Consider the following 22,036-nt stretch of genomic DNA (forward strand, 5'->3'; position numbering starts at 1 on the left):
CGGTGCTGAAAGGAAAAACCGTTCACATTATAAGCGGTTTTTCTGTGGGGGAGCCATTTGCGCTTCTGTCAAGGCTGTTATCTAATGCTGACAAACATAATTAATCCGTAAGTAGCGGATAGAGATAGGAAATCGGCCGTGCTAGGGCTCTTCACTAAGAAAGCGAATACGCTGCTCGGGATCGACATCAGTTCGACGTCAGTCAAGCTGTTGGAATTAAGCCGCTCAGGTTCCCGGTACCGGGTTGAGTCTTATGCGGTCGAGCCACTTCCGCCAAACGCTGTGGTTGAAAAGAATATTGCTGAATTGGAGGGCGTTGGGCAGGCGCTTTCCCGATTACTGGCAAAGGCAAAAACAGGCGTCAAGTCTGCTGCGGTAGCGGTATCCGGTTCGGCAGTCATCACCAAGAGCATCGAGATGGAAGCGGGGCTCAGCGATGACGAGCTGGAAAACCAGCTGAAAATTGAAGCGGACCAGTACATTCCTTACCCCCTCGAAGAAGTCGCGATCGACTTCGAGGTGCAAGGCCCTGCACCTCGTTCACCCGGCAGGGTTGAGGTGTTGCTCGCGGCGTGTCGCAAGGAAAACGTGGAAATCCGTGAGGCGGCGCTCGCCATGGCAGGGTTGACGGCGAAAGTTGTCGACGTCGAAGCCTATGCGCTGGAGCGCTCTTATGGCTTGCTGGCACCTCAATTGGGCGCTGGACATGATGAGCTGACCGTCGCGCTCGTTGACATCGGTGCGACCATGACCACGCTAAGCGTGTTGCACAACGGCCGTACTATCTATACGCGTGAGCAGTTGTTCGGTGGTCGTCAGCTCACCGAAGAGATTCAGCGGCGCTATGGCCTGTCAATGGAAGAGGCTGGTCTGGCCAAGAAGCAGGGAGGCCTGCCGGATGACTTCGATAGCGAGGTGTTGCAGCCGTTCAAAGAAGCGGTCGTGCAGCAGGTATCGCGGTCCTTGCAGTTCTTCTTCGCTGCCGGGCAGTTCCACGATGTGGATTACATTCTGCTGGCTGGTGGTACGGCATCGATCCCGGGCTTGGATCGGCTGATCCAGCAAAAGATCGGAACTCAGACTCTAGTCGCCAATCCGTTCGCCGATATGGCCTTGAGCAGCAAGGTCAACGCTGGCGCCCTCGCCAGCGATGCGCCGTCCTTGATGATTGCCTGTGGGTTGGCCTTGAGGAGTTTCGACTAATGGCCCGGATTAACCTTTTACCTTGGCGCGAGCAGCTACGCGAAGAGCGTAAACAGCGCTTCCTGGTCTCGCTAGCCGGAGTCGCCGTAGTGGCCGTGGGATTGTTGTTTCTCGCAGACCAGTACTTCACCCATGCCATCGAGCGACAGAACGCGCGGAATGACTTCATCCGCAAGGAAATTGCCGCGCTGGATACCCGAATCGCAGAAATCAAGGAATTGCGAGAGCGTCGGCAGCAACTGCTTGAGCGGATGAAGATCATTCAGGACCTGCAGGGCAATCGGCCGATCATCGGTCGAGTATTCGACCAACTGGTTCGCACGCTTCCCGATGGCGTTTACTTCACCGAGCTGAAGATGACCGGGAAAAACATCGCCATCGTCGGCGCTGCTGAATCAAACAACCGGGTCTCTAACCTGATGCGTAACTTGGATGGCTCTGATTGGCTGGATGCACCGAACCTGAACGAAGTGAAGGCTGTTACCGCAGGGGCGGTCGATCAGGAAAACGTGTTCCAGCTGACGGTGCAACAGACACAACCGGCCGCCGCTGCCGAAGGAGATAAGCCATGAGTCTGGCGAGCTCGATGGAGAGCCTCCGTAGCGTCGATCTGTCTGATCTGGACATGAACAACCTGGGGTCCTGGCCCGCAGCGGTCAAGGTCATCGCTGCAATATTACTGATGGCCTTGATGCTCGGAGGTGGGTACTACTTTTACCTCAGCGATTTACAGGCCAGCCTTGATCAACAGGTGGCAGAGGAAGATAGCCTCAAACAACAGTTCTCCTCTAAGGCATTCCAGGCAGCGAATCTTGATGCGTACAAGGCGCAGATGGTCGAGATGGAGGCGTCATTCGGTGCGTTGCTGCGGCAGTTGCCCAGCGATACCGAGGTGCCGGGTTTGCTTGAAGATATCACCCGTACTGGCCTGGGCAGCGGGCTCGAATTCGAAGAAATCAAACTGCAGCCGGAAGTGACCCAGCAGTTCTATATCGAGTTGCCGATACAGATCAAGGTTGTCGGTGGTTATCACGACCTCGCGACCTTCGTCAGTGGTGTATCGAGCTTGCCACGCATCGTTACCTTGCACGATTTCGAGATAAAGCCGAACAGTAAGGATTCGTCTTCCAAGCTGCACATGAGCATCCTGGCAAAGACCTATCGCTATAACGACAAGGGGCTGCAGAAATGAGAGGAGCCCGACTTGTAGCAATGGGCCTGGGCATGGTGTTGTTGGCCGGGTGCGGTGTCAGCGGAGATTTCGATGATCTGCGCAGCTATATGGATGAAGTGCGGGCCAAGCCGAAAGGTTCGATCGAGCCGCTTCCAGCGTTCCTGCCGTACGAGGCGTTTACCTATAGTGCGGCGTCGTTGCGCCATCCTTTCCAGCCGCCAATGAAGATCGATCTGACTCAGCGGCAGAAAGGAACCAAGGACATACGGCCCGACGAGACCCGCGTCAAACAGTTCCTTGAGGAATTCAATATCGAAAACTTCGTCATGGTCGGGACGCTGGCCAACGGCGAGGGTAACTACGCCTTGATCAAAGGTGGTGATGGGGTTCACCGAGTCAAGGTCGGTGACTATCTGGGGCGCAACCATGGCCGTATCGTTGAGATCAGCGAAGCCGAGGTGGATGTGCTCGAAATCGTTCCGGACGGAGAGGGTGGGTGGCTTGAGCGCCCGCGTAGCCTGACCTTGAAAGAGCGTTCTTGAGTCATGGCAAAAATGGAAAACCTATACCGGTCTGCACAACGGAAGCCTTTTATGAATACCACTCTCACTCGTCTCGGTTTGTCGTTGCTGGCAGCATTCATTTCGCCTGCATTGCTGGCGGCAAATCTGAACTCGCTTGATGTCGCATCGTTGCCCGGTGACCGCGTTGAGCTGAAGCTGGCTTTCGATGAGCCGGTTCCGACCCCGCGTGGCTATACGCTTGATCAGCCTGCTCGAATTGCTCTAGATCTGCCTGGCGTGTCCAGTAAGCTTGGATCGAAAAACCATGAGCTCGGCGTCGGTAATGCGCGAAGTGTTACGGTGGTCGAGGCTCAAGGACGCACGCGGCTTATCGTGAACCTCACGTCGCTGGTTCCGTACTCGACCCGTATTGACGGTAACAACCTATTTGTTGTGCTGGGCGAGAGCGCTGCAGGCTCTGTCGCTGCACCAGCCTCTCCTGTGGCTTCGACGAAACCGGCCGCACCGGAGCTATCCAAAGCCGCAGGTAAGTCGATCAGCAATATCGATTTTCGCCGCGGGGAAGACGGGGCTGGCAACGTAGTGATCACCTTGTCTGATCCTTCGATCAGCCCGAGTATCGAGGAGCAAGGCGGTAAAATCCGCGTTTCCTTTGCCAATACTCAATTGCCTGAATCTCTGCGTGTTCGTCTGGATGTCCAGGACTTTGCGACGCCAGTCAAATTCGTCGATTCGAGCAGCAAGGCCGATGGTGCCAGTATTGCGATTGAGCCGAGCGGTCGATACGACTACTTGGCGTACCAGACCGACGACAAGCTGACCATTAGCGTCAAGCCACTTAGCGAGGCAGACGCCGAGCAACGCAAGGCTGAGCATTTCACCTATTCCGGCGAAAAGCTTTCGCTTAACTTCCAAGACATTGATGTTCGCTCGGTTCTGCAGCTTATTGCCGATTTCACCGACCTCAACTTGGTAGCCAGCGACACCGTTCAGGGCAACATCACATTGCGTCTGCAGAACGTACCCTGGGATCAGGCGCTGGATCTGGTGTTGAAGACCAAGGGCCTCGACAAGCGCCAGGTTGGAAATGTTCTGCTGGTGGCTCCAGCGGACGAGATTGCGGCGCGCGAGCGTCAGGAGCTGGAATCGAAGCGGCAGATTGCCGAGTTGGCTCCCCTCCGTCGCGAAGTCGTGCAGGTGAACTACGCCAAGGCAGCGGATATCGCGCAGCTCTTTCAGTCGGTGACTACGGTTGACGGACAGGCTGACGAGCGGGGTTCCATCGCAGTTGATGATCGAACAAACAATATCATCGCCTATCAAACTCAAGAGCGGCTGGATGAGCTGCGGCGTATCGTAACTCAACTGGATATCCCGGTTCGCCAGGTCATGATTGAGGCTCGGATTGTTGAGGCCAACGTCGGATACGATAAGGCGCTTGGGGTTCGTTGGGGTGGTAGCGTCGTTAACGACCAATGGAGTGCCTACGGTAAGGACGGCAGTCGGTCTATCGATGATGATGGGCGTCTGCTGCTGCCCGGTACAGATAAAGTTGGGAGCTTCACCCTCGAGGAGGGCACGGCTCCGGTTCCTTTCGTCGACATGGGGGTGCTAAACAGCACTTCGGGCGTGGGCATCGGCTTTATTTCGGACCATCTTCTATTGGATCTTCAGCTCTCTGCCATGGAGAAAACCGGAAACGGGGAAGTCGTATCCCAGCCGAAAGTCATGACGGCAGACAAAGAAACAGCGAAGATTCTGAAAGGCACGGAAGTGCCCTATCAGGAGGCCAGTTCCAGCGGTGCCACTAGCACTTCTTTTAAAGAGGCAGCTTTGTCCCTGGAAGTAACCCCGCAGATTACGCCGGATAACCGCATTATCATGGAGGTCAAGGTGACGAAAGATGCGCCAGATTTCCGTAATGCGGTGAACGGTGTCCCTCCGATCGATAAGAACGAAGTCAACGCGAAGGTTCTGGTGAACGATGGGGAAACCGTTGTGATTGGTGGTGTATTCTCCAACAGCCAGTCGAAAAGCGTCGACAAGGTTCCGTTTTTAGGCGATGTCCCTTATCTTGGCCGCTTGTTTCGTCGTGATGTCGTAACGGATGCCAAGTCTGAGCTTTTGGTGTTCCTTACCCCTAGAATCCTGAATCACCAGGCCATCGCAGTGAATCGTTGAGATCCTTGAAAAACATCATTCTCGTGGGTCCGATGGGTGCTGGTAAAAGCACCATCGGGCGCCTGCTTGCCAAGGAGCTTCGTCTCCCCTTTCGGGATTCTGATAAGGAGATCGAGCAGCGCACCGGTGCCAGCATTCCGCTGATATTCGATGTCGAAGGCGAGCAAGGTTTTCGCGAGAGGGAACACATCGCCATTCGGGATTTATGTCAGATGCGCGGCGTCGTGCTGGCAACGGGCGGTGGTGCGGTGCTCAGGGAGGACAATCGCGAGGTGTTGCGTACAGGCGGTCAGGTGATCTATCTGTGCACTTCGGTCGATCAGCAGCTTGACCGTACCTCTCGTGATCGCAATCGGCCGTTGCTGCAAGCGCCTAATCCCCGCGAGGTGCTGACCGGTTTGATGGCCGTGCGTGATCCCCTGTATCGCGAAATCGCTCACATCATCATCCAGACCGACGAGCGTCCACCACGCCTCGTGGTGCAGGAAATTCTCGGTCAGCTTCAGTGTTCCGAGCCCCGTGAAAGCTTGGGTCGATCTGCGTTATCCTAGCTCCCTTTTAATTGTGGGGGCCCTATGCAGACTCTACAGGTCGATCTCGGTGAGCGTAGCTATCCGATCCTCATTGGCGAGCAGCTCATCGATCGCGGCGGGCTGTTGGCCGGTCATGTTCGCGGTAAGCAGGTTGCGATTGTCACCAACGACACCGTCGCGCCACTCTACCTTGAGCGCCTGTTGCAGAGTCTCGGCGAATTCAAGGTAACTCCGATCGTGCTTCCCGATGGAGAAGCACACAAGAACTGGCAGACCCTGCAGTTAATATTCGATGCGTTGCTTGCGGCTAGGCATGACCGCAATACCACTATCATTGCGCTGGGTGGCGGTGTGATTGGTGATATGGCTGGTTTCGCAGCTGCGAGCTATCAGCGAGGCGTTGACTTCATTCAGGTTCCGACAACGCTCCTGTCTCAGGTCGACTCCTCCGTTGGCGGCAAGACGGGTATCAACCATCCCCTCGGCAAGAACATGATCGGTGCGTTCTACCAGCCGCAGGCGGTGCTGATCGACACACTGACGTTGGCAACGCTGCCTGCACGCGAGTTGTCAGCAGGTCTCGCCGAAGTCATTAAATACGGCTTGATCTGTGATGAGCCGTTCCTCGGCTGGCTCGAAGACCATATCGACAGGCTTCGTGCGTTGGATCAGGTCGCGCTTACCGAAGCGATACGCCGCTCCTGTGATGCTAAGGCTCGGGTGGTAGGTGCGGATGAGCGCGAGTCAGGTATTCGCGCCACGCTGAATCTCGGCCACACGTTCGGTCATGCGATCGAGACCCATCAGGGCTACGGGGTGTGGCTGCATGGCGAGGCGGTGTCGGCGGGCACTGTTATGGCGCTGGAGATGTCGAGTCAGCTCGGCTGGATCAGCGCCGCGGATAGAGATCGAGCGGTGCGCTTGCTCTCACGTGCAGGTCTACCGGTTGTGCCACCGGCCGACATGCGTGCCGAGGATTTTCTCAAGCACATGGCAGTCGACAAGAAAGTGCTGAACGGCCAGTTGCGATTGGTGCTGCTCAAGCGTCTGGGTGAGGCTGTGGTGACCAGTGACTTCCCCCGGGAAGTGCTTGAGGCCACATTGAACGCCAATTACGACGCGCTTACGCAATAGTCAGAACCTAAGAGATTTCCATGTCCAGTTTGTCTGCCGACGATTCGTACCTGAACCATTATGGGTTCAGCCATGATCCCTTTGCTGCACGCGTACCCGGCTTCAAGTTCTTCCCGGCTCAGCGCAAGCCAGTGCTTGGGCAGTTGCATCATCTCGCGCGTTACAGCCAGTTGCTGCTGGTGGTGACGGGGCCGGAAGGCAGCGGCAAAACGCTGGTGCGTCAGGCACTAGTTGCCAGCAGTAACAAACAGACTGTTCAGAGCGTGGTCATCTCGCCATCGGAAACGCTCGATTCGAATATTCTTTTGCAGCAGATCGCACAATCGGTCGGTTGCCAGCGCGCTGACTTCGAGTCGATCATGGCGCAGATCATTCAACTGGCACTGACCGGTCAGGAAGTGTATCTGCTGGTTGACGATGCCGAGCGACTTACAGGGGCGGCCGTCGAAACGTTGCTGCGGTTGGCTCAGGGCAGTCCTGAAGGGCGACCGCACGTCTTTCTCTTCGGCGAGCATGCGCTGGTCGCGCGCCTGGAGGCGTTGGTAGACGGTGAAGAACGCTTCCATGTGATTGCGCTTCAACCTTACGAGCAAGATGAAACCCGGGAGTATCTGGCGCAGCGTCTTGAAGGTGCCGGATCTGGACTTGACTGTTTAACAGATGAGCAGGTCGCGCGCATCCATGACGATTCTGGCGGCTGGCCGGGTGCCATAAATCAGGTGGCCAGAGACGAGCTTCTGGAAACGATGCAACAGTCCAAGGGGCGTCGGAAATCGGCTGGATGGAATTTGCCGCTGCCGATGAAGCATTTGCTGGCTCTGGCTGTCGTCGTTTTCATTGTCCTGCTCACCTTGCTAATGCGCGATTCGGACGACTCCTCGACGACGCCTGTTACCACGGCATTGCCGCTGGGTGAGCAGCCCGTGACCGAGACGCTGGTCGCCGAAGGCGATTCTGCGCCCGAGATCGTCTCGGCCCAGCCTGCCCAGCCGGTTATTCGTGAGCCGCTTGCCGCTGCTGGAAGTACCGAATCGGATGATCTGTCGACGCAGGCTGCCGAGGCGGAGGCGCCTGTTGAGGAATTGGCTGACGAAAGTGCCCAGGCGCCTGAAAGTATCCAGGCGCCTGAAGGGATCGCCGCCCCGGTTGTAGTGCAACCGCCGGCTGCTCAGCCCAATCGCGTAGCCGAGGTGCCGCTCGAGCCCGTGCGACAAGTAGTCGCAGATTCGCCTGCATCTGCAGCGGGCTGGTACGCCGGCCAGTCAAAAACCAACTATCTGGTGCAGGTGCTGGGTACGCGGACTCAGGCGAACGCCGAGGCGCTGGTCAAAGCGCAAGGTAAGGATTTCCGTTATTTCGTAAAGCAACATGACGGTAAGCCCTTATATGTCGTGACATACGGCAACTTTTCTACCCGCAAGGCTGCACTGGAAGCCATTCAGAAGTTGCCGGCGTCGCTGCGGGCAGGCAAGCCTTGGCCGCGTACATTTGCAAGCGTCCAACAGGAGATAGTTCAGGCGCGCTAAAAATTGCCCTAAAAAGGTGCGATGCGCACCGTTTTGGGGCTTGCAAAAATAAATTGTGTCGTTCTACCTGGCTTTGTAAACTGCTCCCCCTTTTGCCCACGTGTATGACGGGGCGGTTCCGTGCGCCGTCAATAAGGGGTTGATTTACAACGTATTTAGCTGGTGGAGTGCCTATGAGAGCAGGTCTGTTTCGTCCTGAAGAGTTCAAGGATAACTGCGGCTTCGGTCTGATCGCCCACATGCAGGGCGAGGCAAGCCATCACCTGCTTCAGACCGCTATTCAATCCCTTACCTGCATGACTCACCGAGGCGGGATCAACGCCGACGGTAAAACCGGCGACGGTTGCGGGCTGTTGATGCAGAAGCCCGATGGGTTTATGCGCGCCATGGCCAAGCAGCACTTCAACGCTGATCTGCCGGCGCTATATGCCGTTGGCATGATCTTTCTCAGCCAGGATGCGGCCAAAGCCGAGGCGGCGCGCGCTAGCCTCAACGAGCAGATTGCCGCTCAGGGGCTGACTCTGGTTGGCTGGCGCGAGGTGCCGGTCGACACGACGGTGCTCGGTCGCCTAGCGCTGGAGCGCCTGCCGCGCATCGAGCAGGTGTTCGTCTCGGCCGGAGGTCTGTCCGAACGGGATTTCGGCATCAAGCTGTTCTTCGCTCGCCGCCGCGCCGAAGTCGAGCTGGCCTCGGACAAAGAATTCTATGTGTGCAGCTTCTCCGACAAGGACATCATCTATAAAGGCTTGATGATGCCGGCGGATTTGGCGCAGTTCTATCCCGATCTTGGCGACGAGCGTCTGGCCACTGCCATTTGCGTATTTCACCAGCGCTTCTCCACCAACACCATGCCGCAATGGCCGCTTGCCCAGCCGTTCCGCTTCCTTGCCCATAACGGCGAGATCAATACCATCACCGGCAACCGCAACTGGGCACAGGCGCGCCGCCTGAAGTTTGCCAACGAGCTGCTACCCGATCTGGAAAGCTTGAATCCGCTGGTCAACCGGACCGGCTCCGACTCCTCTAGCATGGACAATATGCTGGAGCTGCTGGTCACCGGCGGCATGGATCTGTTCCGCGGCTTGCGCATGATCATTCCGCCGGCCTGGCAGAACGTCGAAACCATGGACCCGGATCTGCGGGCGTTCTATGAATTCAACTCCATGCATATGGAGCCGTGGGACGGTCCCGCCGGTGTGGTGCTCACCGATGGTCGCCACGCGATCTGCCTGCTTGACCGCAACGGCCTGCGTCCGGCGCGTTGGGTGACCACCACGAATGGTTACATCACCCTGGCATCGGAAGTCGGCGTGTGGGATTACAAACCCGAGGATGTCATCGCCAAAGGCCGCGTGGGGCCGGGCCAGATCCTGGCGGTGGATACCGAAACGGGGCAGGTGCTGCATACCGATGACATCGACAACCGTCTGAAATCCCAGCACCCCTACAAGAAGTGGTTGCGCCAGAATGCGCTGCGCATCCAGTCGACCCTGGACGATAACGACCATGGCTCGGCCTTTTACGATGCCGACCAGCTCAAGCAATACATGAAGATGTTCCAGGTCACCTTCGAGGAGCGTGACCAGGTGCTGCGGCCTCTCGCCGAGCAGGGTCAGGAAGCGGTCGGCTCCATGGGCGACGATACGCCAATGGCCGTGCTGTCGCGTCGCGTACGTTCACCGTTCGACTACTTCCGCCAGCAGTTCGCTCAGGTAACCAATCCGCCGATCGACCCGCTGCGCGAGTCCATCGTGATGTCGCTGGAAACCTGCCTGGGTGCCGAGCGCAATGTCTTCGAGGAAACCGCCGATCACGCCAATCGGGCGATTCTGACCACGCCGGTTATCTCCCCGGCCAAGTGGCGCACCATCATGGAGCTCGACCGTCCAGGCTTCGAGCGCCAGCTGATCGACCTCAACTACGACGAATCGATTGGCCTCGAAGCTGCGGTGCGAAACATCGCCGACCAGGCCGAAGAAGCCGTGCGCGGCGGCAAGGTCATGCTGATCCTTAGCGACCGCAACATCCAGCCGGGCAAGCTCCCGGTGCATGCGTCGCTGGCCGTTGGTGCGGTGCATCACCGCCTGATCGAGACCGGCTTGCGCTGCGACTGCAACATTCTGGTGGAAACCGCCACCGCACGCGATCCGCATCACTTCGCCGTGTTGATCGGTTTCGGGGCTACGGCGGTGTACCCGTTCCTCGCCTTCGAGGTTCTCGGTGACCTGATTCGTACCGGTGAAGTGCTGGGTGACCTGTACGAAGTGTTCAAGCACTACCGGAAGGGCATCTCCAAAGGGTTGCTCAAAATCATCTCGAAGATGGGCATCTCGACGATCACGTCGTACCGTGGCGCTCAGTTGTTCGAGGCGGTTGGTCTGGCTGACGAAGTGGTTGATGTCAGCTTCCGCGGTGTTGCCAGCCGTATCAAGGGCGCCCGCTTCGTCGATCTTGAAGCCGAACAGAAAGCCCTTGCTGCAGAGGCCTGGACCGCGCGCAAGCCGATCCAGCAGGGTGGGCTATTGAAGTTCGTTTACGGTGGGGAATACCACGCCTATAACCCCGATGTCGTGGCGGCGCTGCAGGTTGCTGTACAGCAGGGCGACTATCACCGCTTCAAGGAATACACCGCCCTGGTCGACCAGCGCCCGGCGGCGATGCTACGGGATTTGCTGAAGCTCAAAGTGGCGGAACAACCGCTGGCGCTCGAGGAAGTCGAGCCGCTGGACAGGATTCTCAAGCGCTTTGACTCGGCCGGCATTTCGCTCGGCGCGCTGTCGCCGGAGGCACATGAGGCTATCGCCGCGGCAATGAACCGTATCGGCGCGCGTTCCAACTCCGGTGAAGGTGGTGAAGATCCGGCGCGCTACCGCACCGAGCGCAGCTCGAAGATCAAACAGGTGGCCACCGGTCGTTTCGGCGTCACGCCTGAGTATCTGGTCAACGCTGAAGTGCTACAGATCAAGGTCGCCCAGGGCGCCAAGCCGGGCGAAGGTGGGCAGTTGCCTGGCGGCAAGGTCAACGGACTGATCGCCAAACTGCGTTATGCAGTGCCGGGCGTCACCCTGATTTCACCGCCACCGCACCATGACATCTATTCGATCGAAGATCTGGCGCAGCTGATCTTTGACCTCAAGCAGGTCAATCCCAAGGCGCTGGTGTCGGTCAAGCTGGTGGCTGAGCCTGGCGTTGGCACCATTGCGGCTGGCGTAGCAAAGGCCTATGCGGATCTGATCACCATTTCCGGCTACGATGGCGGCACCGGCGCGTCGCCACTAAGCTCGATTCGCTACGCTGGCTCGCCATGGGAGCTTGGCTTGGCCGAAACTCATCAGACGCTGCGTGGCAACGATCTACGGGGCAAGGTCCGTGTGCAGACCGATGGTGGCTTGAAGACTGGCCTGGATGTCGTGAAGGCGGCCATCCTTGGTGCCGAAAGCTTCGGCTTCGGCACTGCACCGATGATCGCGCTGGGCTGCAAATACCTGCGCATCTGCCACCTGAACAACTGCGCTACTGGTATCGCTACGCAGAACGATCAACTGCGTAAAGATCATTTCATTGGCACCGTCGACATGGTGGTGAACTTCTTTACCTTCATTGCCGAAGAAACGCGTGAGTGGCTGGCTCGCCTGGGTGTACGCAGCCTGCAGGAGTTGATCGGGCGTACCGATCTGCTCGAGTTGCTGCCGGGGGAGACGGCCAAGCAGAACCATCTCGACCTGTCGCCGCTACTCGGCAGCGATCATATTCCGGCTGACAAGCCGCAGTTCTGTGAAGTCGAGAAGAACCCGCCTTTCGATCAGGGCCTGCTGGCCGAGGAAATGGTCAAGCTCGCACGCTCTGCTATCGACTCAAAGAGCGGTGGCGAATTCGAGCTGGATATCTGCAACTGCGACCGGTCTATCGGCGCGCGCGTATCTGGCGAAATCGCTCAAGTGCACGGCAACCAGGGCATGAAGGATGCGCCAATCACCTTCCGCTTCAAGGGTACGGCCGGTCAGAGCTTTGGTGTCTGGAATGCTGGTGGCCTCCATCTGTATCTCGAAGGGGATGCCAACGACTACGTCGGCAAAGGCATGACTGGCGGCAAGCTGGTGATCACCCAGCCGAAGAACAGTGGCTTCGAGTCGCAGCACTCGGCCATCGTGGGTAACACCTGTCTGTACGGCGCGACCGGCGGGAAGTTGTTCGCCAGTGGTACCGCGGGTGAGCGATTCGCTGTGCGTAACTCCGGCGCGCATGCGGTCGTGGAAGGCACGGGCGATCATTGCTGCGAATACATGACGGGCGGTTTTGTCTGCGTCCTCGGCAAGACCGGCTACAACTTCGGTTCCGGCATGACCGGCGGTTTCGCCTATGTGCTCGACATGGACAATAGCTTCATCGATCGGGTGAACAACGAGCTGGTCAACCTGCAGCGCATCACGGGTGAGGCGATGGAAGCACACCGTAGCCATCTACAGGACGTGCTGCGCGAGTACGTCGCCGAAACCGGCAGCGCATGGGGCGAAAACCTCTTTGAGAACCTCGATGACTACTTGCGTCGCTTCTGGCTGGTCAAGCCGAAGGCGGCCAACCTGGCAACGTTGCTGTCGACCACTCGGGCCAACCCCCAATAAAAAGCAGGTTCAGCGGTGAGTCTCGACCATGATGTCGAGTCTCGCCCCGCTCCGTGATTGTCATGCAGCTTGCAGCCTTGGGCTTGCAGCTGCCGCTAAGAGGTTTTGAAATGACTGAACGTCTGAATAACGACTTCCAGTTCATAGAAGTCGGGCGCAAGGATCCGAAGAAAAAGCTGCTGCGCCAGCGTAAGAAAGAGTTCGTCGAAATCTATGAACCCTTCAAGCCACAGCAGGCTTGCGAGCAGGCCCACCGCTGTCTGGGCTGCGGCAACCCATACTGCGAGTGGAAGTGCCCGGTTCATAACTACATTCCGAACTGGCTCAAGCTGGTGTCCGAGGGCAATATCCTCGCTGCCGCCGAGCTGGCGCACCAAACGAACACACTGCCAGAGGTCTGTGGACGTGTTTGCCCACAGGATCGTCTGTGCGAGGGTGCCTGCACCCTGAATGACGGCTTCGGCGCAGTCACCATCGGATCGGTGGAGAAGTACATTGCCGACACCGCCTTCGCCATGGGCTGGCGTCCTGACATGTCCAAGGTGAAGCCGACTGGCAAGAAGGTCGCCATTATCGGTGCTGGTCCAGCGGGTCTCGGCTGCGCCGACGTACTGGTGCGTAGCGGGGTTACCCCGGTGGTCTTCGACAAGAACCCGGAAATCGGCGGCTTGCTGACTTTCGGTATTCCTGAGTTCAAGCTGGAGAAAAGCGTACTCACCCGTCGTCGCGAAATCTTCACCGGCATGGGCATCGAGTTCCGCCTGAATACCGAAGTGGGCAAGGACGTGACCATCGACCAGCTGCTCGCCGATTACGACGCGGTGTTCATGGGCATGGGCACCTACACCTACATGAAGGGCGGTTTTCCTGGTGAAGATCTGCCGGGCGTGCACGACGCACTGGATTTCCTGATTGCCAACGTCAACCGCAATCTCGGTTTCGAGAAGTCGGCCGAAGACTTCGTCGACATGAAGGGCAAGAAGGTCGTGGTGCTCGGTGGTGGTGACACCGCGATGGACTGCAACCGCACCTCCATCCGCCAGGGCGCCAAGAGCGTGAGCTGCGCTTACCGGCGTGACGCGGCAAACATGCCCGGTTCGCGCAAGGAAGTGAAGAATGCCAAGGAAGAGGGCGTCAAATTCCTCTTCAACCGCCAGCCCATCGCGATCGTCGGCGAAGGCAAAGTCGAAGGCGTCAAGGTGGTCGAGACGCGTCTTGGCGCACCGGATGCCCGCGGCCGTCGCAGCCCCGAGCCGATTCCCGGTTCCGAAGAAGTGCTGCCAGCCGATGCCGTGATTATTGCGTTCGGTTTCCGTCCGAGCCCGGCCGACTGGTTCGAAGGGCAGAATATCCAGACCGACAACCAGGGCCGTGTCGTGGCGCCGGAGATGGGGCAGTTCAAGCACCAGACCAGCAATCCGAAGATCTTCGCAGGTGGCGACATGGTGCGTGGTTCGGATCTGGTGGTGACCGCGATCTTCGAAGGTCGTCAGGCCGCCGAAGGCATCCTGGACTACCTGGAGATCTGATTTCGAGGGTAGGGGACGCTTCCCCGACGCACCGATTGGGCTCGCCGCTGACGTGGCGAAAGTCTGACCAGAATCAAGCCCAGAGATAAAAGGCACGGCACTCGCCGTGCCTTTTGTTTTGCGCTTTGCGACAATGCCGCCACTCTTTTGCTGGAACCCAGACATGACTGCCTTGAAGAACGATCGCTTTCTCCGCGCCCTGCTCAAGCAACCTGTCGACGTCACCCCTGTGTGGATGATGCGTCAGGCCGGCCGCTACCTGCCGGAATACCGGGCTAGCCGCAGCAAGGCGGGCGATTTCATGAGCTTGTGCATGAACCCCGAACTGGCCTGCGAGGTTACGCTTCAGCCACTGGAGCGTTATCCGCTGGATGCCGCGATCCTGTTCTCGGACATCCTCACCGTGCCTGACGCCATGGGTCTTGGCCTCTACTTCGAGACCGGCGAAGGGCCGCGTTTCAAGAAGGTCGTCAGCAACATGGCCGATATCGAAGCGCTGCCGATCCCGGACCCGGAGAAAGACCTGGGTTACGTGATGGACGCCGTACGCACCATTCGCCGCGAGCTCAATGGCCGCGTTCCACTGATCGGCTTTTCCGGCAGCCCGTGGACGCTCGCGACCTATATGGTCGAAGGCGGCTCATCCAAGGACTTCCGCAAGTCCAAGGCGATGCTTTACGAAAACCCGCAAGCGATGCACGCGCTGCTCGACAAGCTGGCACAGTCGGTGACCAGCTACCTCAACGGGCAGATTCTGGCAGGTGCGCAAGCCGTGCAGATTTTCGATTCCTGGGGCGGCAGCCTTTCCGCCGCGGCCTATCAGGAGTTCTCCCTGGCCTACATGCAGAAGATCGTCGATGGTCTGATTCGCGAGCACGACGGGCGCCGCGTACCGGTGATCCTGTTCACCAAGGGCGGCGGCTTGTGGCTGGAATCCATGGCCGATACCGGAGCCGAAGCGCTGGGCCTCGACTGGACCTGCGATATTGGCAACGCGCGGGCGCGGGTCGGTGACAAGGTTGCGTTGCAGGGCAACATGGACCCCAGTGTGCTTTTTGCCAAGCCGGAGGCGATCCGTGCCGAGGTCGACCGCATTCTTGCGAGTTTCGGTCATGGCGAAGGTCACGTCTTCAACCTGGGCCACGGCATCACGCCAGAAGTCGATCCGGCCCATGCCGGTGCCTTCATCGAGTCGGTGCACGAGCTGTCGGCCAAGTATCACGGCTGAGTTAAACGCCCGGAAAAGAAAGAGCCGCTTACCGCGGCTCTTTTGGTTTATGGCTGCTGGTAATGGCCGGGTGTCGTGCCGGGCTCATGTTCGTGGACCAGCTTGGTCACGCGGATATCGGTGATGCCGATAACTTCGGCCTGCTCCAGCAGTTTGGCTTCGTCGGCGTTCGCATCCGGCATTACCAGGCTGTTTTCGGCATCGCCGTTGTGCAGTTCGATCAGATGCCGAGCGGCACTGGCTTGCGACATGCGCTCTTCTTCCGAATCGATGAGATGGTTACGGGGTTCGTTCTGGAAGAGGTAGTTGACTTCGAACTTGTGCATTGACTTGCCGAACATGGGGCAGCTCCTTGAAGTGAAAGGGTCTGCTTCTGTTGACTCGCCGGTCCAGTTATTTGTTCGGCAGCGCTCGGTGCCGAGGCGACAACTGGGTCGCCACGGCGCCGAAACGATGCACCCGCACCCGCCCTGGCGGATGCGAGCGCTCGCGTTCTACTTGACCTTCGCCAAGTTACCCTTGAGCGCAACCCCGGCCATGATCGCGCCGGCATGGCACTCATACTTCTGGCTGTCTTTATATTCGACGTGCTTGTAGTTGCTGGCGATGTCCACCACGGCGTTGGCGCCGGCCGCCTTGGCGGCCTGCTGCATGCTGATCAGCGCCGACTGCAACGCCCAGCTGCAGGCGCGCTCGTCGGTCTTGTTGAAGGCGTTGGTTTTCTTGCTGGTGGTTACGCCGCTGCGAATGATCTGCGCGCCTTTGGGGGTCGTGCCCGCAAGGTGGAACTTGACGCTGCCGTCCAGCTTGCCGGAAGCGGTGGCTTCAGCCACTACCTGATCGAATGGCAGGTAATGCGTGGTATCGCGGGCGTGGCTGATTCCAGGTAGCACGCAAAGCAGCAGTGCTGCGCCGATCCATGTGTTTTTCTTCATTGCCTTCTCCTTGCGGTGTTTTGGGTTAATGGATCAAGCCCAGCGGCGGAAGATCAAGGAGGTATTGATCCCGCCAAAGGCGAAATTGTTGTTCATCACGAATCCGTGCTGCATCACTCGCGGTGCGCCGACGAGGTAGTCCAGTTCGCCACAGCGCGGATCGATGCTGTCCAGATTGAGCGTATGGATGTAGCGGTCGTTGTTCAGCATCTCGATGCTGAACCAGGACTCCAGCGCGCCGCAGGCGCCCAGCGTATGGCCAAGGAAGCTCTTCTGCGAGCTGATCGGCATACCGCTGCCAAACAACGATTGGGTCGCCAGGGTTTCGGCGATATCGCCCTGCTCGGTGGCGGTGCCATGACCGTTTACGTAGCCAATGGCGCCGGGTTGCAGGCCGGCGTCTTCCAGCGCCAGCTCCATGGCACGGCGCATGGTCAGCTGTTCGGGTTTGGTGGCGTGCTGGCCGTCGGCATTGCTGCCAAAGCCGACCAGCTCGGCATGGATCGTAGCGCCGCGGGCCCGAGCATGCTCCAGCTCTTCGAGCACCAGCATGCCGGCACCTTCGCCAATCACCAGCCCATCGCGGCCAGCATCGTAGGGGCGCGGTGTGGTGTGCGGCGCGTCGTTCTTCAGGCTGGTCGCATACAGGGCGTCGAACACCATGGCTTCGGTGGCGCAGAGTTCCTCGGCGCCCCCGGCGAGCATCATCGGCAGGCGGCCGAACTTGATCGCCTCGTACGCGTAGCCGATCCCCTGACTGCCGCTGGTGCAGGCGCTGGATGTTGGAATGACCCGGCCAGTCAGGCCGAAGAAGATGCTGATATTCGCCGCCGTGGTGTGCGGCATCATGCGGATGTAGGAGTTGGCATTCAGCCCGTCAGCGACGGAGTTGAGCAGCATATTGCCGAAGGCTTTGATGTCCTCGGTGCTGCCGGTGGATGAGCCGCAGGCGACGCCCATGCGACCGTCGCGGATCGACGGATCGTCGAGCAGGCCCGCGTGATTGAGAGCCTGTTCTGCAGCCTTTACCGACAACCGTGATACCCGGCCCATGCTGCGCAGTTGCTTGCGCGTCCAGTGCTTGGGGACGGCGAAGTCATCCACCGGTCCCGCCAGCCGGGTGTTGAGTTCGCTGAACCGATCCCACTCCTGCATGTAGCGAATGCCGCTACGATTGGCGCTGAAGTTGGCTTCGATAGACGCCCAGTCGCTGCCCAGGGACGTAATGCCGGCCATGCCGGTGACGACGACACGCTTCATCAGCACAACCCGCCGTTGACCGCCAGAACCTGACGGGTGATGTAGCTCGCCTCTTCCGACATCAGGAAATTGACCGCGCCGGCGACTTCCTCCGGCGTGCCCATGCGCTGTGCGGGGATCATCTTGAGCATTTCCTCGATGGGCAGGTTGTCGTCGAGCATGTCGGTGTCGATCAGGCCGGGCGCCACGCAGTTGACGGTAATCCGCCGTTTACCGAGTTCGACGGCCAAGGCCTTGGCCGCGCCGATCACACCAGCTTTGGAGGCGCTGTAGTTGACCTGGCCGCGGTTGCCGATCAATCCCGAAACAGAGGTGATACAAACGATTCGCCCCGGCTGGCGGCGCCGGATCATCGGCATGGTCAACGGCTGCAGCACATTGTAGAAACCGTCCAGGTTGGTGCGCATGACCAGATCCCAGTCGTCCTCGGTCAAGGCCGGAAAAGCGCCGTCGCGGGTCAGTCCGGCGTTGCAGACAACCCCGTAGTAGGCGCCATGGGTTTCGACATCCGCTTCCAGCTGTTCACGGCATTGCGCGCGGTCAGCTACATCGAATTGCAGGATTCGCGCTGTGCGACCCATCTTCTGAATCTGCGCCTGGACGGTTTCCGCCTCGTCCCGCCGCGCGCGACAATGCAGAACGATGTCGTGGCCACTTTGCGCCAGGCGCAAGGCAATGGCGCGGCCGATGCCACGGCTGGAACCAGTGACGAGGATGCTTTTACTCATGGTGAAGGCTCTTGCAGATAATTCGCCACTTCGGGCGGGCGGAACACGTTGAGACGCGCCTCGGCATGGATGTCGGGCCCGTCGAGATGGCATTCGAACACGCCCATGCCGTTGTCATCCTGCAGCGAACGTATCGCATGGATACGTAACCGGCTGCCGGCCGGGATGTGCTCGACGTTGCATTGGAAGCTGCGCGTACCCAGCAGAAAGCCCAGTTCCACCGGTTGCCCGACCAGCCGTGCCTGACAGCCGGCAAAGGCGGCGACCGTCTGCGCCATGATCTCGATGCCGGCCCAGGCCGGCAGACTGCCGTCGGGCAGATTGAGCAAGCCGGCGCTTTTGACCTGCAGATGGGCGGTGATGCTTTCGGCATCGAATGACTCGACCGCATCGAGCAGGATCATGTCTCCCGCATGAGGTAGCAGTTCGGCGACTGGCCAATCGATCATGGTGCATCCCCGAGGATCAGGCTGATGTTATTACCGCCAAAGGCGAATGAGTTGCTCATCATGCGTCGCGGTGCGGCAGTCGCTGCCGCTACGGTGCCGGCTACGACGAGGTCAAGGCGAGGCAATTCGGCGTCTTGCTCGCCATCCCATCGATGCGGCGGTAGCAATTGGGTGGGGTTGTTTTTCGACAACAGCAGCCAGCAGAACGCCGCTTCCAGGGCGCCGGCGGCACCGAGGGTGTGGCCGGTAAGCGGCTTGGTGGACGAGCAAGGCACGCCAGCCGGAAATACCGTGGCCACAGCCAGGCTTTCCATCGCATCGTTGTGCCGAGTGGCCGTGCCGTGCAGGTTCAGATAACCGATCTGTTCGGGCAGGATTCCGGCGCTGCTCAATGCGTTGCCCATCGACTCTATCGCACCCAACCCCTGCGGGTCAGGGGCGGAGATGTGGTGGGCATCGGAGCTGGCGCCGCCGCCTAGCAGGGCAATCGACGCGCGCTCACGCGTCATCAGGAAAACTGCTGCTGCTTCGCCAATATTGATGCCGTCGCGGTTGGCCGAGAACGGATTGCAGACGCGAAGGCTGGTAGCCTCGAGGGCGCTGAAGCCGCGCAGTGTCAGATCGCACAGGGTATCCACGCCGCCACAGATCACTGCATCGCAAATGCCTGCATCCAGCAACCGTTTGGCACTGAGCAGTGCTCGCGCGCTGGAGGTACAGGCCGTGGATATCGAGTAGCTCGGGCCGCTGAGCTGCAGCCGCTCGCTGATGAAGCTGGCTGGTGCGCCAAGCTCCTGATGAGCGTAGTGATAGCTGGATGGTAGGTGCCCATCACGCACCAGGCGCGCGATTCCTTGGGTTGCCTCCTGGATGCCAGAGGTGCTGGTCCCCATGACCACCCCGACACGGCCTGGACCGAAGCGCGAGATCGCCTCATGCAATTCGGGTTCGATTTCCTCCAGCGCAGCCAACAGCAGCTGATTGTTGCGAGTGACATGCTGCAGCGGCGCATTGCCAAGTGAGGGTAGCTCGCTGGTGACGGCGCCGACCGGCAGGCTGCGCCCGGCAATCGCCTGAGGATGCGGCTGCATACCTGAGCCGTCGCCGGCCAGCAGCCGCTGGGCAACTTCAGCCTTGCCGCGCCCCAGGGCGCAAATCAGCCCGAGTGCATTGAGGTAGGCGGTCATGGTTGGCGGGCTCCGGCTGGCGCGATAGGCGCGACACCATAGGTCAGCGTCGGCCCGACGTCGAGTTCGAAGCCGCCATTATCCTGATAGCGAACGTGCCAGGCCGAGGTGCCGTCTGCCAGAGAGCGGCTACTCCCCTGCAGCGTCCAGGGCTGGCCCGCATAGAGTTCGTCTAGCTGCTCGGCGGGGCTGAGTGCGAATAGCAGCGCGGCAAACAGCGCACGCGCTTCGGCATTGGGCGGCAGCAACCCATCGGCTTGCCAACTTCCATCAAGAAGTAGCTGGCGCGCCAGGGGCACGCCCAGCGGATTGAACAGTGACCAGCGCAAGGCAGCGCCTTCCTGCTGGATCACCAATAGCCAGCTATCCGTGCTGCCGTGCTCGTGACGTTGGACATGCAACTGCATCGGCAACGACAGCAATGGCGTCTGGCTCGGCAAAGGCTGTTGCTGGGCGCAGGCACCGAGCAACAGCAGCAGTGACAGCCAGATCAGACGTGGCAGGCAGTGTTTCAACGCGATCATGCGGGCGTTGGAGTGGCACAGAGCTCGGCCAATACGCGCAAGCGGCGTTGAGGCTCGGCGACATAGGGGTTGCGGTCGTCCCAGGCGTAACCAGCGAGAATCGAGCAGATCATCCGGCGAATCTCCGGCTGGGCCCGTTCGTAGTAAATGACGTCCTGGAAGCTGCCGTCGTACCAGCCCTCGACATAGGTGCGGAAAGTATCCACGCCCCGTTTAAGCGGCGCTGCGAATTCGCTTTCCCAGTCCACTGCCTCGCCGCTCAGCTGTCGGTGCAATACTGCGGCCGCCATGCTCGCCGAGCGCATCGCGATGGTGACGCCGGATGAGAACACCGGGTCGAGAAACTCGGCGGCATTACCTAGAAGTGCGAAACCGGGGCCGTGCAGTGTTTTGACGCTTGCCGAATAGCCGTTGATCGGGCGCGCTGGGATGTCCCATTCCGCATGCTTGAGGATGCGCTTGAGGTTGGGGGCCTCCATGACGAATTCCTTGAGACAGGCGTCCAGATCCACCGGACGGCCTTCGTAGCGTTCGGCGCCGGCCACCACGCCCAGCGAGCAGCGGCCATCGCTGAACGGGATGGTCCAGAACCAGACGTCGCGCAGTTCCGGGTGGGTGGTGATGAGGATCTTGTTGCGGTCAAAGTGCGGGTCGTCAATGTTGTCCCTGATGTGGGTGAACACCGCACGGCGCAGCGGAAAGCTCGACGGCGCTTCCAGATCGAGCAAGCGCGGCAGCACCCGGCCGTAGCCGCTGGCGTCGAGGACGAAGTCGGCCTGGAGCGCGTATTCGCTACCGTCGAGGCGGCACACCTGCAAACTCGGGCGCGGGCCGTCGAAATCTGCGGCGGTAATTTCCTCTTCGTAGCGAATCTCTACGCCTTGCAGCGCGGCCTGATCGGCCAGCAGCTTGTCGAAATCCGCCCGCTGAACCTGATAGGTGCTGCCGTGGCCTTCAGTGAATTTGTCGCGGAAATCGAACTCGGTGTAGCGTTCACCGCAGCCAAAGGCCGCGCCATGCTTGGTCTGAAAGCCGGCCGCCTGTACCGCCTCGAGCATGCCGGCTTCCTCGATGAAATCCAGGCAATGCGAGAGCAGGCTTTCGCCAATCGAAAAGCGCGGAAACCGTTGTCGCTCAATGACCAGCACGTCGTGCCCCTGGCGCTTGAGCAGGGCAGCAGCGATGGCCCCGGAAGGCCCTGCGCCAATAACGACAACGCTACGGTTTTCAGAATGCGAGGAAGCCTTCATGTGTTCGACTCGGTAAGGAGGACAGAGGCCGGTTGCTGCCGGCGGGTTG

Annotated in this window: 19 protein-coding genes; 11 read left to right on the plus strand and 8 right to left on the minus strand. The window is 59.5% G+C overall.

From position 1 onward, the window contains the following. Window positions 1–138: 138 nt before the first annotated feature. The 11 genes from PSTU_RS0112110 (at window position 139) to hemE (ending at window position 15,654) form a co-directional block, all read left to right on the plus strand. Window positions 139–1,203, plus strand: coding sequence for a pilus assembly protein PilM (locus PSTU_RS0112110; protein ID WP_019341295.1), 1,065 nt, complete (start codon window positions 139–141; stop codon window positions 1,201–1,203). Further along, on the plus strand, window positions 1,203–1,775 hold the full coding sequence (gene pilN / locus PSTU_RS0112115) for a type 4a pilus biogenesis protein PilN (RefSeq protein ID WP_019341296.1): 573 nt from the start codon (window positions 1,203–1,205) through the stop codon (window positions 1,773–1,775). The genes PSTU_RS0112110 and pilN overlap by 1 nt, the downstream gene beginning before the upstream one ends. Next, a complete protein-coding gene (gene pilO / locus PSTU_RS0112120; RefSeq protein WP_019341297.1) occupies window positions 1,772–2,395 on the plus strand; it encodes a type 4a pilus biogenesis protein PilO in 624 nt (207 codons plus the stop codon). The genes pilN and pilO overlap by 4 nt, the downstream gene beginning before the upstream one ends. After that, window positions 2,392–2,919: a type 4a pilus biogenesis lipoprotein PilP gene (gene pilP, locus PSTU_RS0112125; protein WP_019341298.1), complete on the plus strand. Its 528-nt coding sequence runs from the start codon at window positions 2,392–2,394 to the stop codon at window positions 2,917–2,919. The genes pilO and pilP overlap by 4 nt, the downstream gene beginning before the upstream one ends. A gap of 51 nt (window positions 2,920–2,970) precedes the next feature. Then, entirely contained in the window at window positions 2,971–5,082 is a 2,112-nt protein-coding gene (gene pilQ / locus PSTU_RS0112130; RefSeq protein ID WP_019341299.1) for a type IV pilus secretin PilQ, read from the plus strand. A 5-nt stretch (window positions 5,083–5,087) separates the two neighbouring features. Next, window positions 5,088–5,633, plus strand: a complete 546-nt coding sequence (aroK, locus tag PSTU_RS0112135; protein ID WP_019341300.1) for a shikimate kinase AroK — start codon at window positions 5,088–5,090, stop codon at window positions 5,631–5,633. A gap of 24 nt (window positions 5,634–5,657) precedes the next feature. Then, complete coding sequence (gene aroB / locus PSTU_RS0112140; protein ID WP_019341301.1) at window positions 5,658–6,749, plus strand: 3-dehydroquinate synthase; 1,092 nt, start codon at window positions 5,658–5,660, stop codon at window positions 6,747–6,749. Between the two features lie 20 nt (window positions 6,750–6,769). Continuing rightward, window positions 6,770–8,275 (plus strand): SPOR domain-containing protein, encoded by a 1,506-nt coding sequence (locus PSTU_RS0112145; RefSeq protein ID WP_019341302.1) that lies wholly within the window; start codon window positions 6,770–6,772, stop codon window positions 8,273–8,275. 173 nt (window positions 8,276–8,448) lie between these two features. Continuing rightward, window positions 8,449–12,897 (plus strand): glutamate synthase large subunit, encoded by a 4,449-nt coding sequence (gene gltB / locus PSTU_RS0112150; RefSeq protein WP_019341303.1) that lies wholly within the window; start codon window positions 8,449–8,451, stop codon window positions 12,895–12,897. 110 nt (window positions 12,898–13,007) lie between these two features. After that, on the plus strand, window positions 13,008–14,426 hold the full coding sequence (locus PSTU_RS0112155) for an FAD-dependent oxidoreductase (protein WP_029404748.1): 1,419 nt from the start codon (window positions 13,008–13,010) through the stop codon (window positions 14,424–14,426). A 163-nt stretch (window positions 14,427–14,589) separates the two neighbouring features. Further along, window positions 14,590–15,654 carry a uroporphyrinogen decarboxylase gene (hemE, locus tag PSTU_RS0112160; RefSeq protein ID WP_019341305.1) on the plus strand — a complete coding sequence of 355 codons (1,065 nt, stop codon included), beginning with the start codon at window positions 14,590–14,592 and terminating at the stop codon, window positions 15,652–15,654. 47 nt (window positions 15,655–15,701) lie between these two features. Here the strand turns inward: hemE and PSTU_RS0112165 are convergent, their stop codons facing one another. The 8 genes from PSTU_RS0112165 to PSTU_RS0112200 all read right to left on the minus strand — a co-directional run bounded on the left by PSTU_RS0112165 (window position 15,702) and on the right by PSTU_RS0112200 (window position 21,987). Next, on the minus strand, window positions 15,702–15,995 hold the full coding sequence (locus PSTU_RS0112165; RefSeq protein ID WP_019341306.1) for a hypothetical protein: 294 nt from the start codon (window positions 15,993–15,995) through the stop codon (window positions 15,702–15,704). Between the two features lie 153 nt (window positions 15,996–16,148). Next, window positions 16,149–16,589, minus strand: coding sequence for a hypothetical protein (locus PSTU_RS0112170; protein WP_019341307.1), 441 nt, complete (start codon window positions 16,587–16,589; stop codon window positions 16,149–16,151). A 33-nt stretch (window positions 16,590–16,622) separates the two neighbouring features. Continuing rightward, the gene (locus PSTU_RS0112175; RefSeq protein WP_019341308.1) at window positions 16,623–17,849 is read right to left on the minus strand and encodes a beta-ketoacyl-ACP synthase; all 1,227 of its coding nucleotides are present in this window, start codon (window positions 17,847–17,849) and stop codon (window positions 16,623–16,625) included. Then, complete coding sequence (gene fabG / locus PSTU_RS0112180) at window positions 17,849–18,577, minus strand: 3-oxoacyl-ACP reductase FabG (protein ID WP_019341309.1); 729 nt, start codon at window positions 18,575–18,577, stop codon at window positions 17,849–17,851. Before fabG ends, PSTU_RS0112175 begins: the two co-directional genes overlap by 1 nt. After that, window positions 18,574–19,026: a hotdog family protein gene (locus PSTU_RS0112185; protein WP_019341310.1), complete on the minus strand. Its 453-nt coding sequence runs from the start codon at window positions 19,024–19,026 to the stop codon at window positions 18,574–18,576. Before PSTU_RS0112185 ends, fabG begins: the two co-directional genes overlap by 4 nt. Next, window positions 19,023–20,213, minus strand: a complete 1,191-nt coding sequence (locus PSTU_RS0112190; protein ID WP_019341311.1) for a beta-ketoacyl-[acyl-carrier-protein] synthase family protein — start codon at window positions 20,211–20,213, stop codon at window positions 19,023–19,025. The genes PSTU_RS0112185 and PSTU_RS0112190 overlap by 4 nt, the downstream gene beginning before the upstream one ends. After that, a complete protein-coding gene (locus PSTU_RS0112195; RefSeq protein WP_019341312.1) occupies window positions 20,210–20,737 on the minus strand; it encodes a DUF3261 domain-containing protein in 528 nt (175 codons plus the stop codon). Before PSTU_RS0112195 ends, PSTU_RS0112190 begins: the two co-directional genes overlap by 4 nt. Then, window positions 20,734–21,987, minus strand: coding sequence for an NAD(P)/FAD-dependent oxidoreductase (locus PSTU_RS0112200; RefSeq protein WP_019341313.1), 1,254 nt, complete (start codon window positions 21,985–21,987; stop codon window positions 20,734–20,736). Before PSTU_RS0112200 ends, PSTU_RS0112195 begins: the two co-directional genes overlap by 4 nt. Window positions 21,988–22,036: the final 49 nt, after the last annotated feature.

This window comes from Stutzerimonas stutzeri SDM-LAC (assembly GCF_000235745.1).
GTDB lineage: Bacteria > Pseudomonadota > Gammaproteobacteria > Pseudomonadales > Pseudomonadaceae > Stutzerimonas > Stutzerimonas stutzeri_H.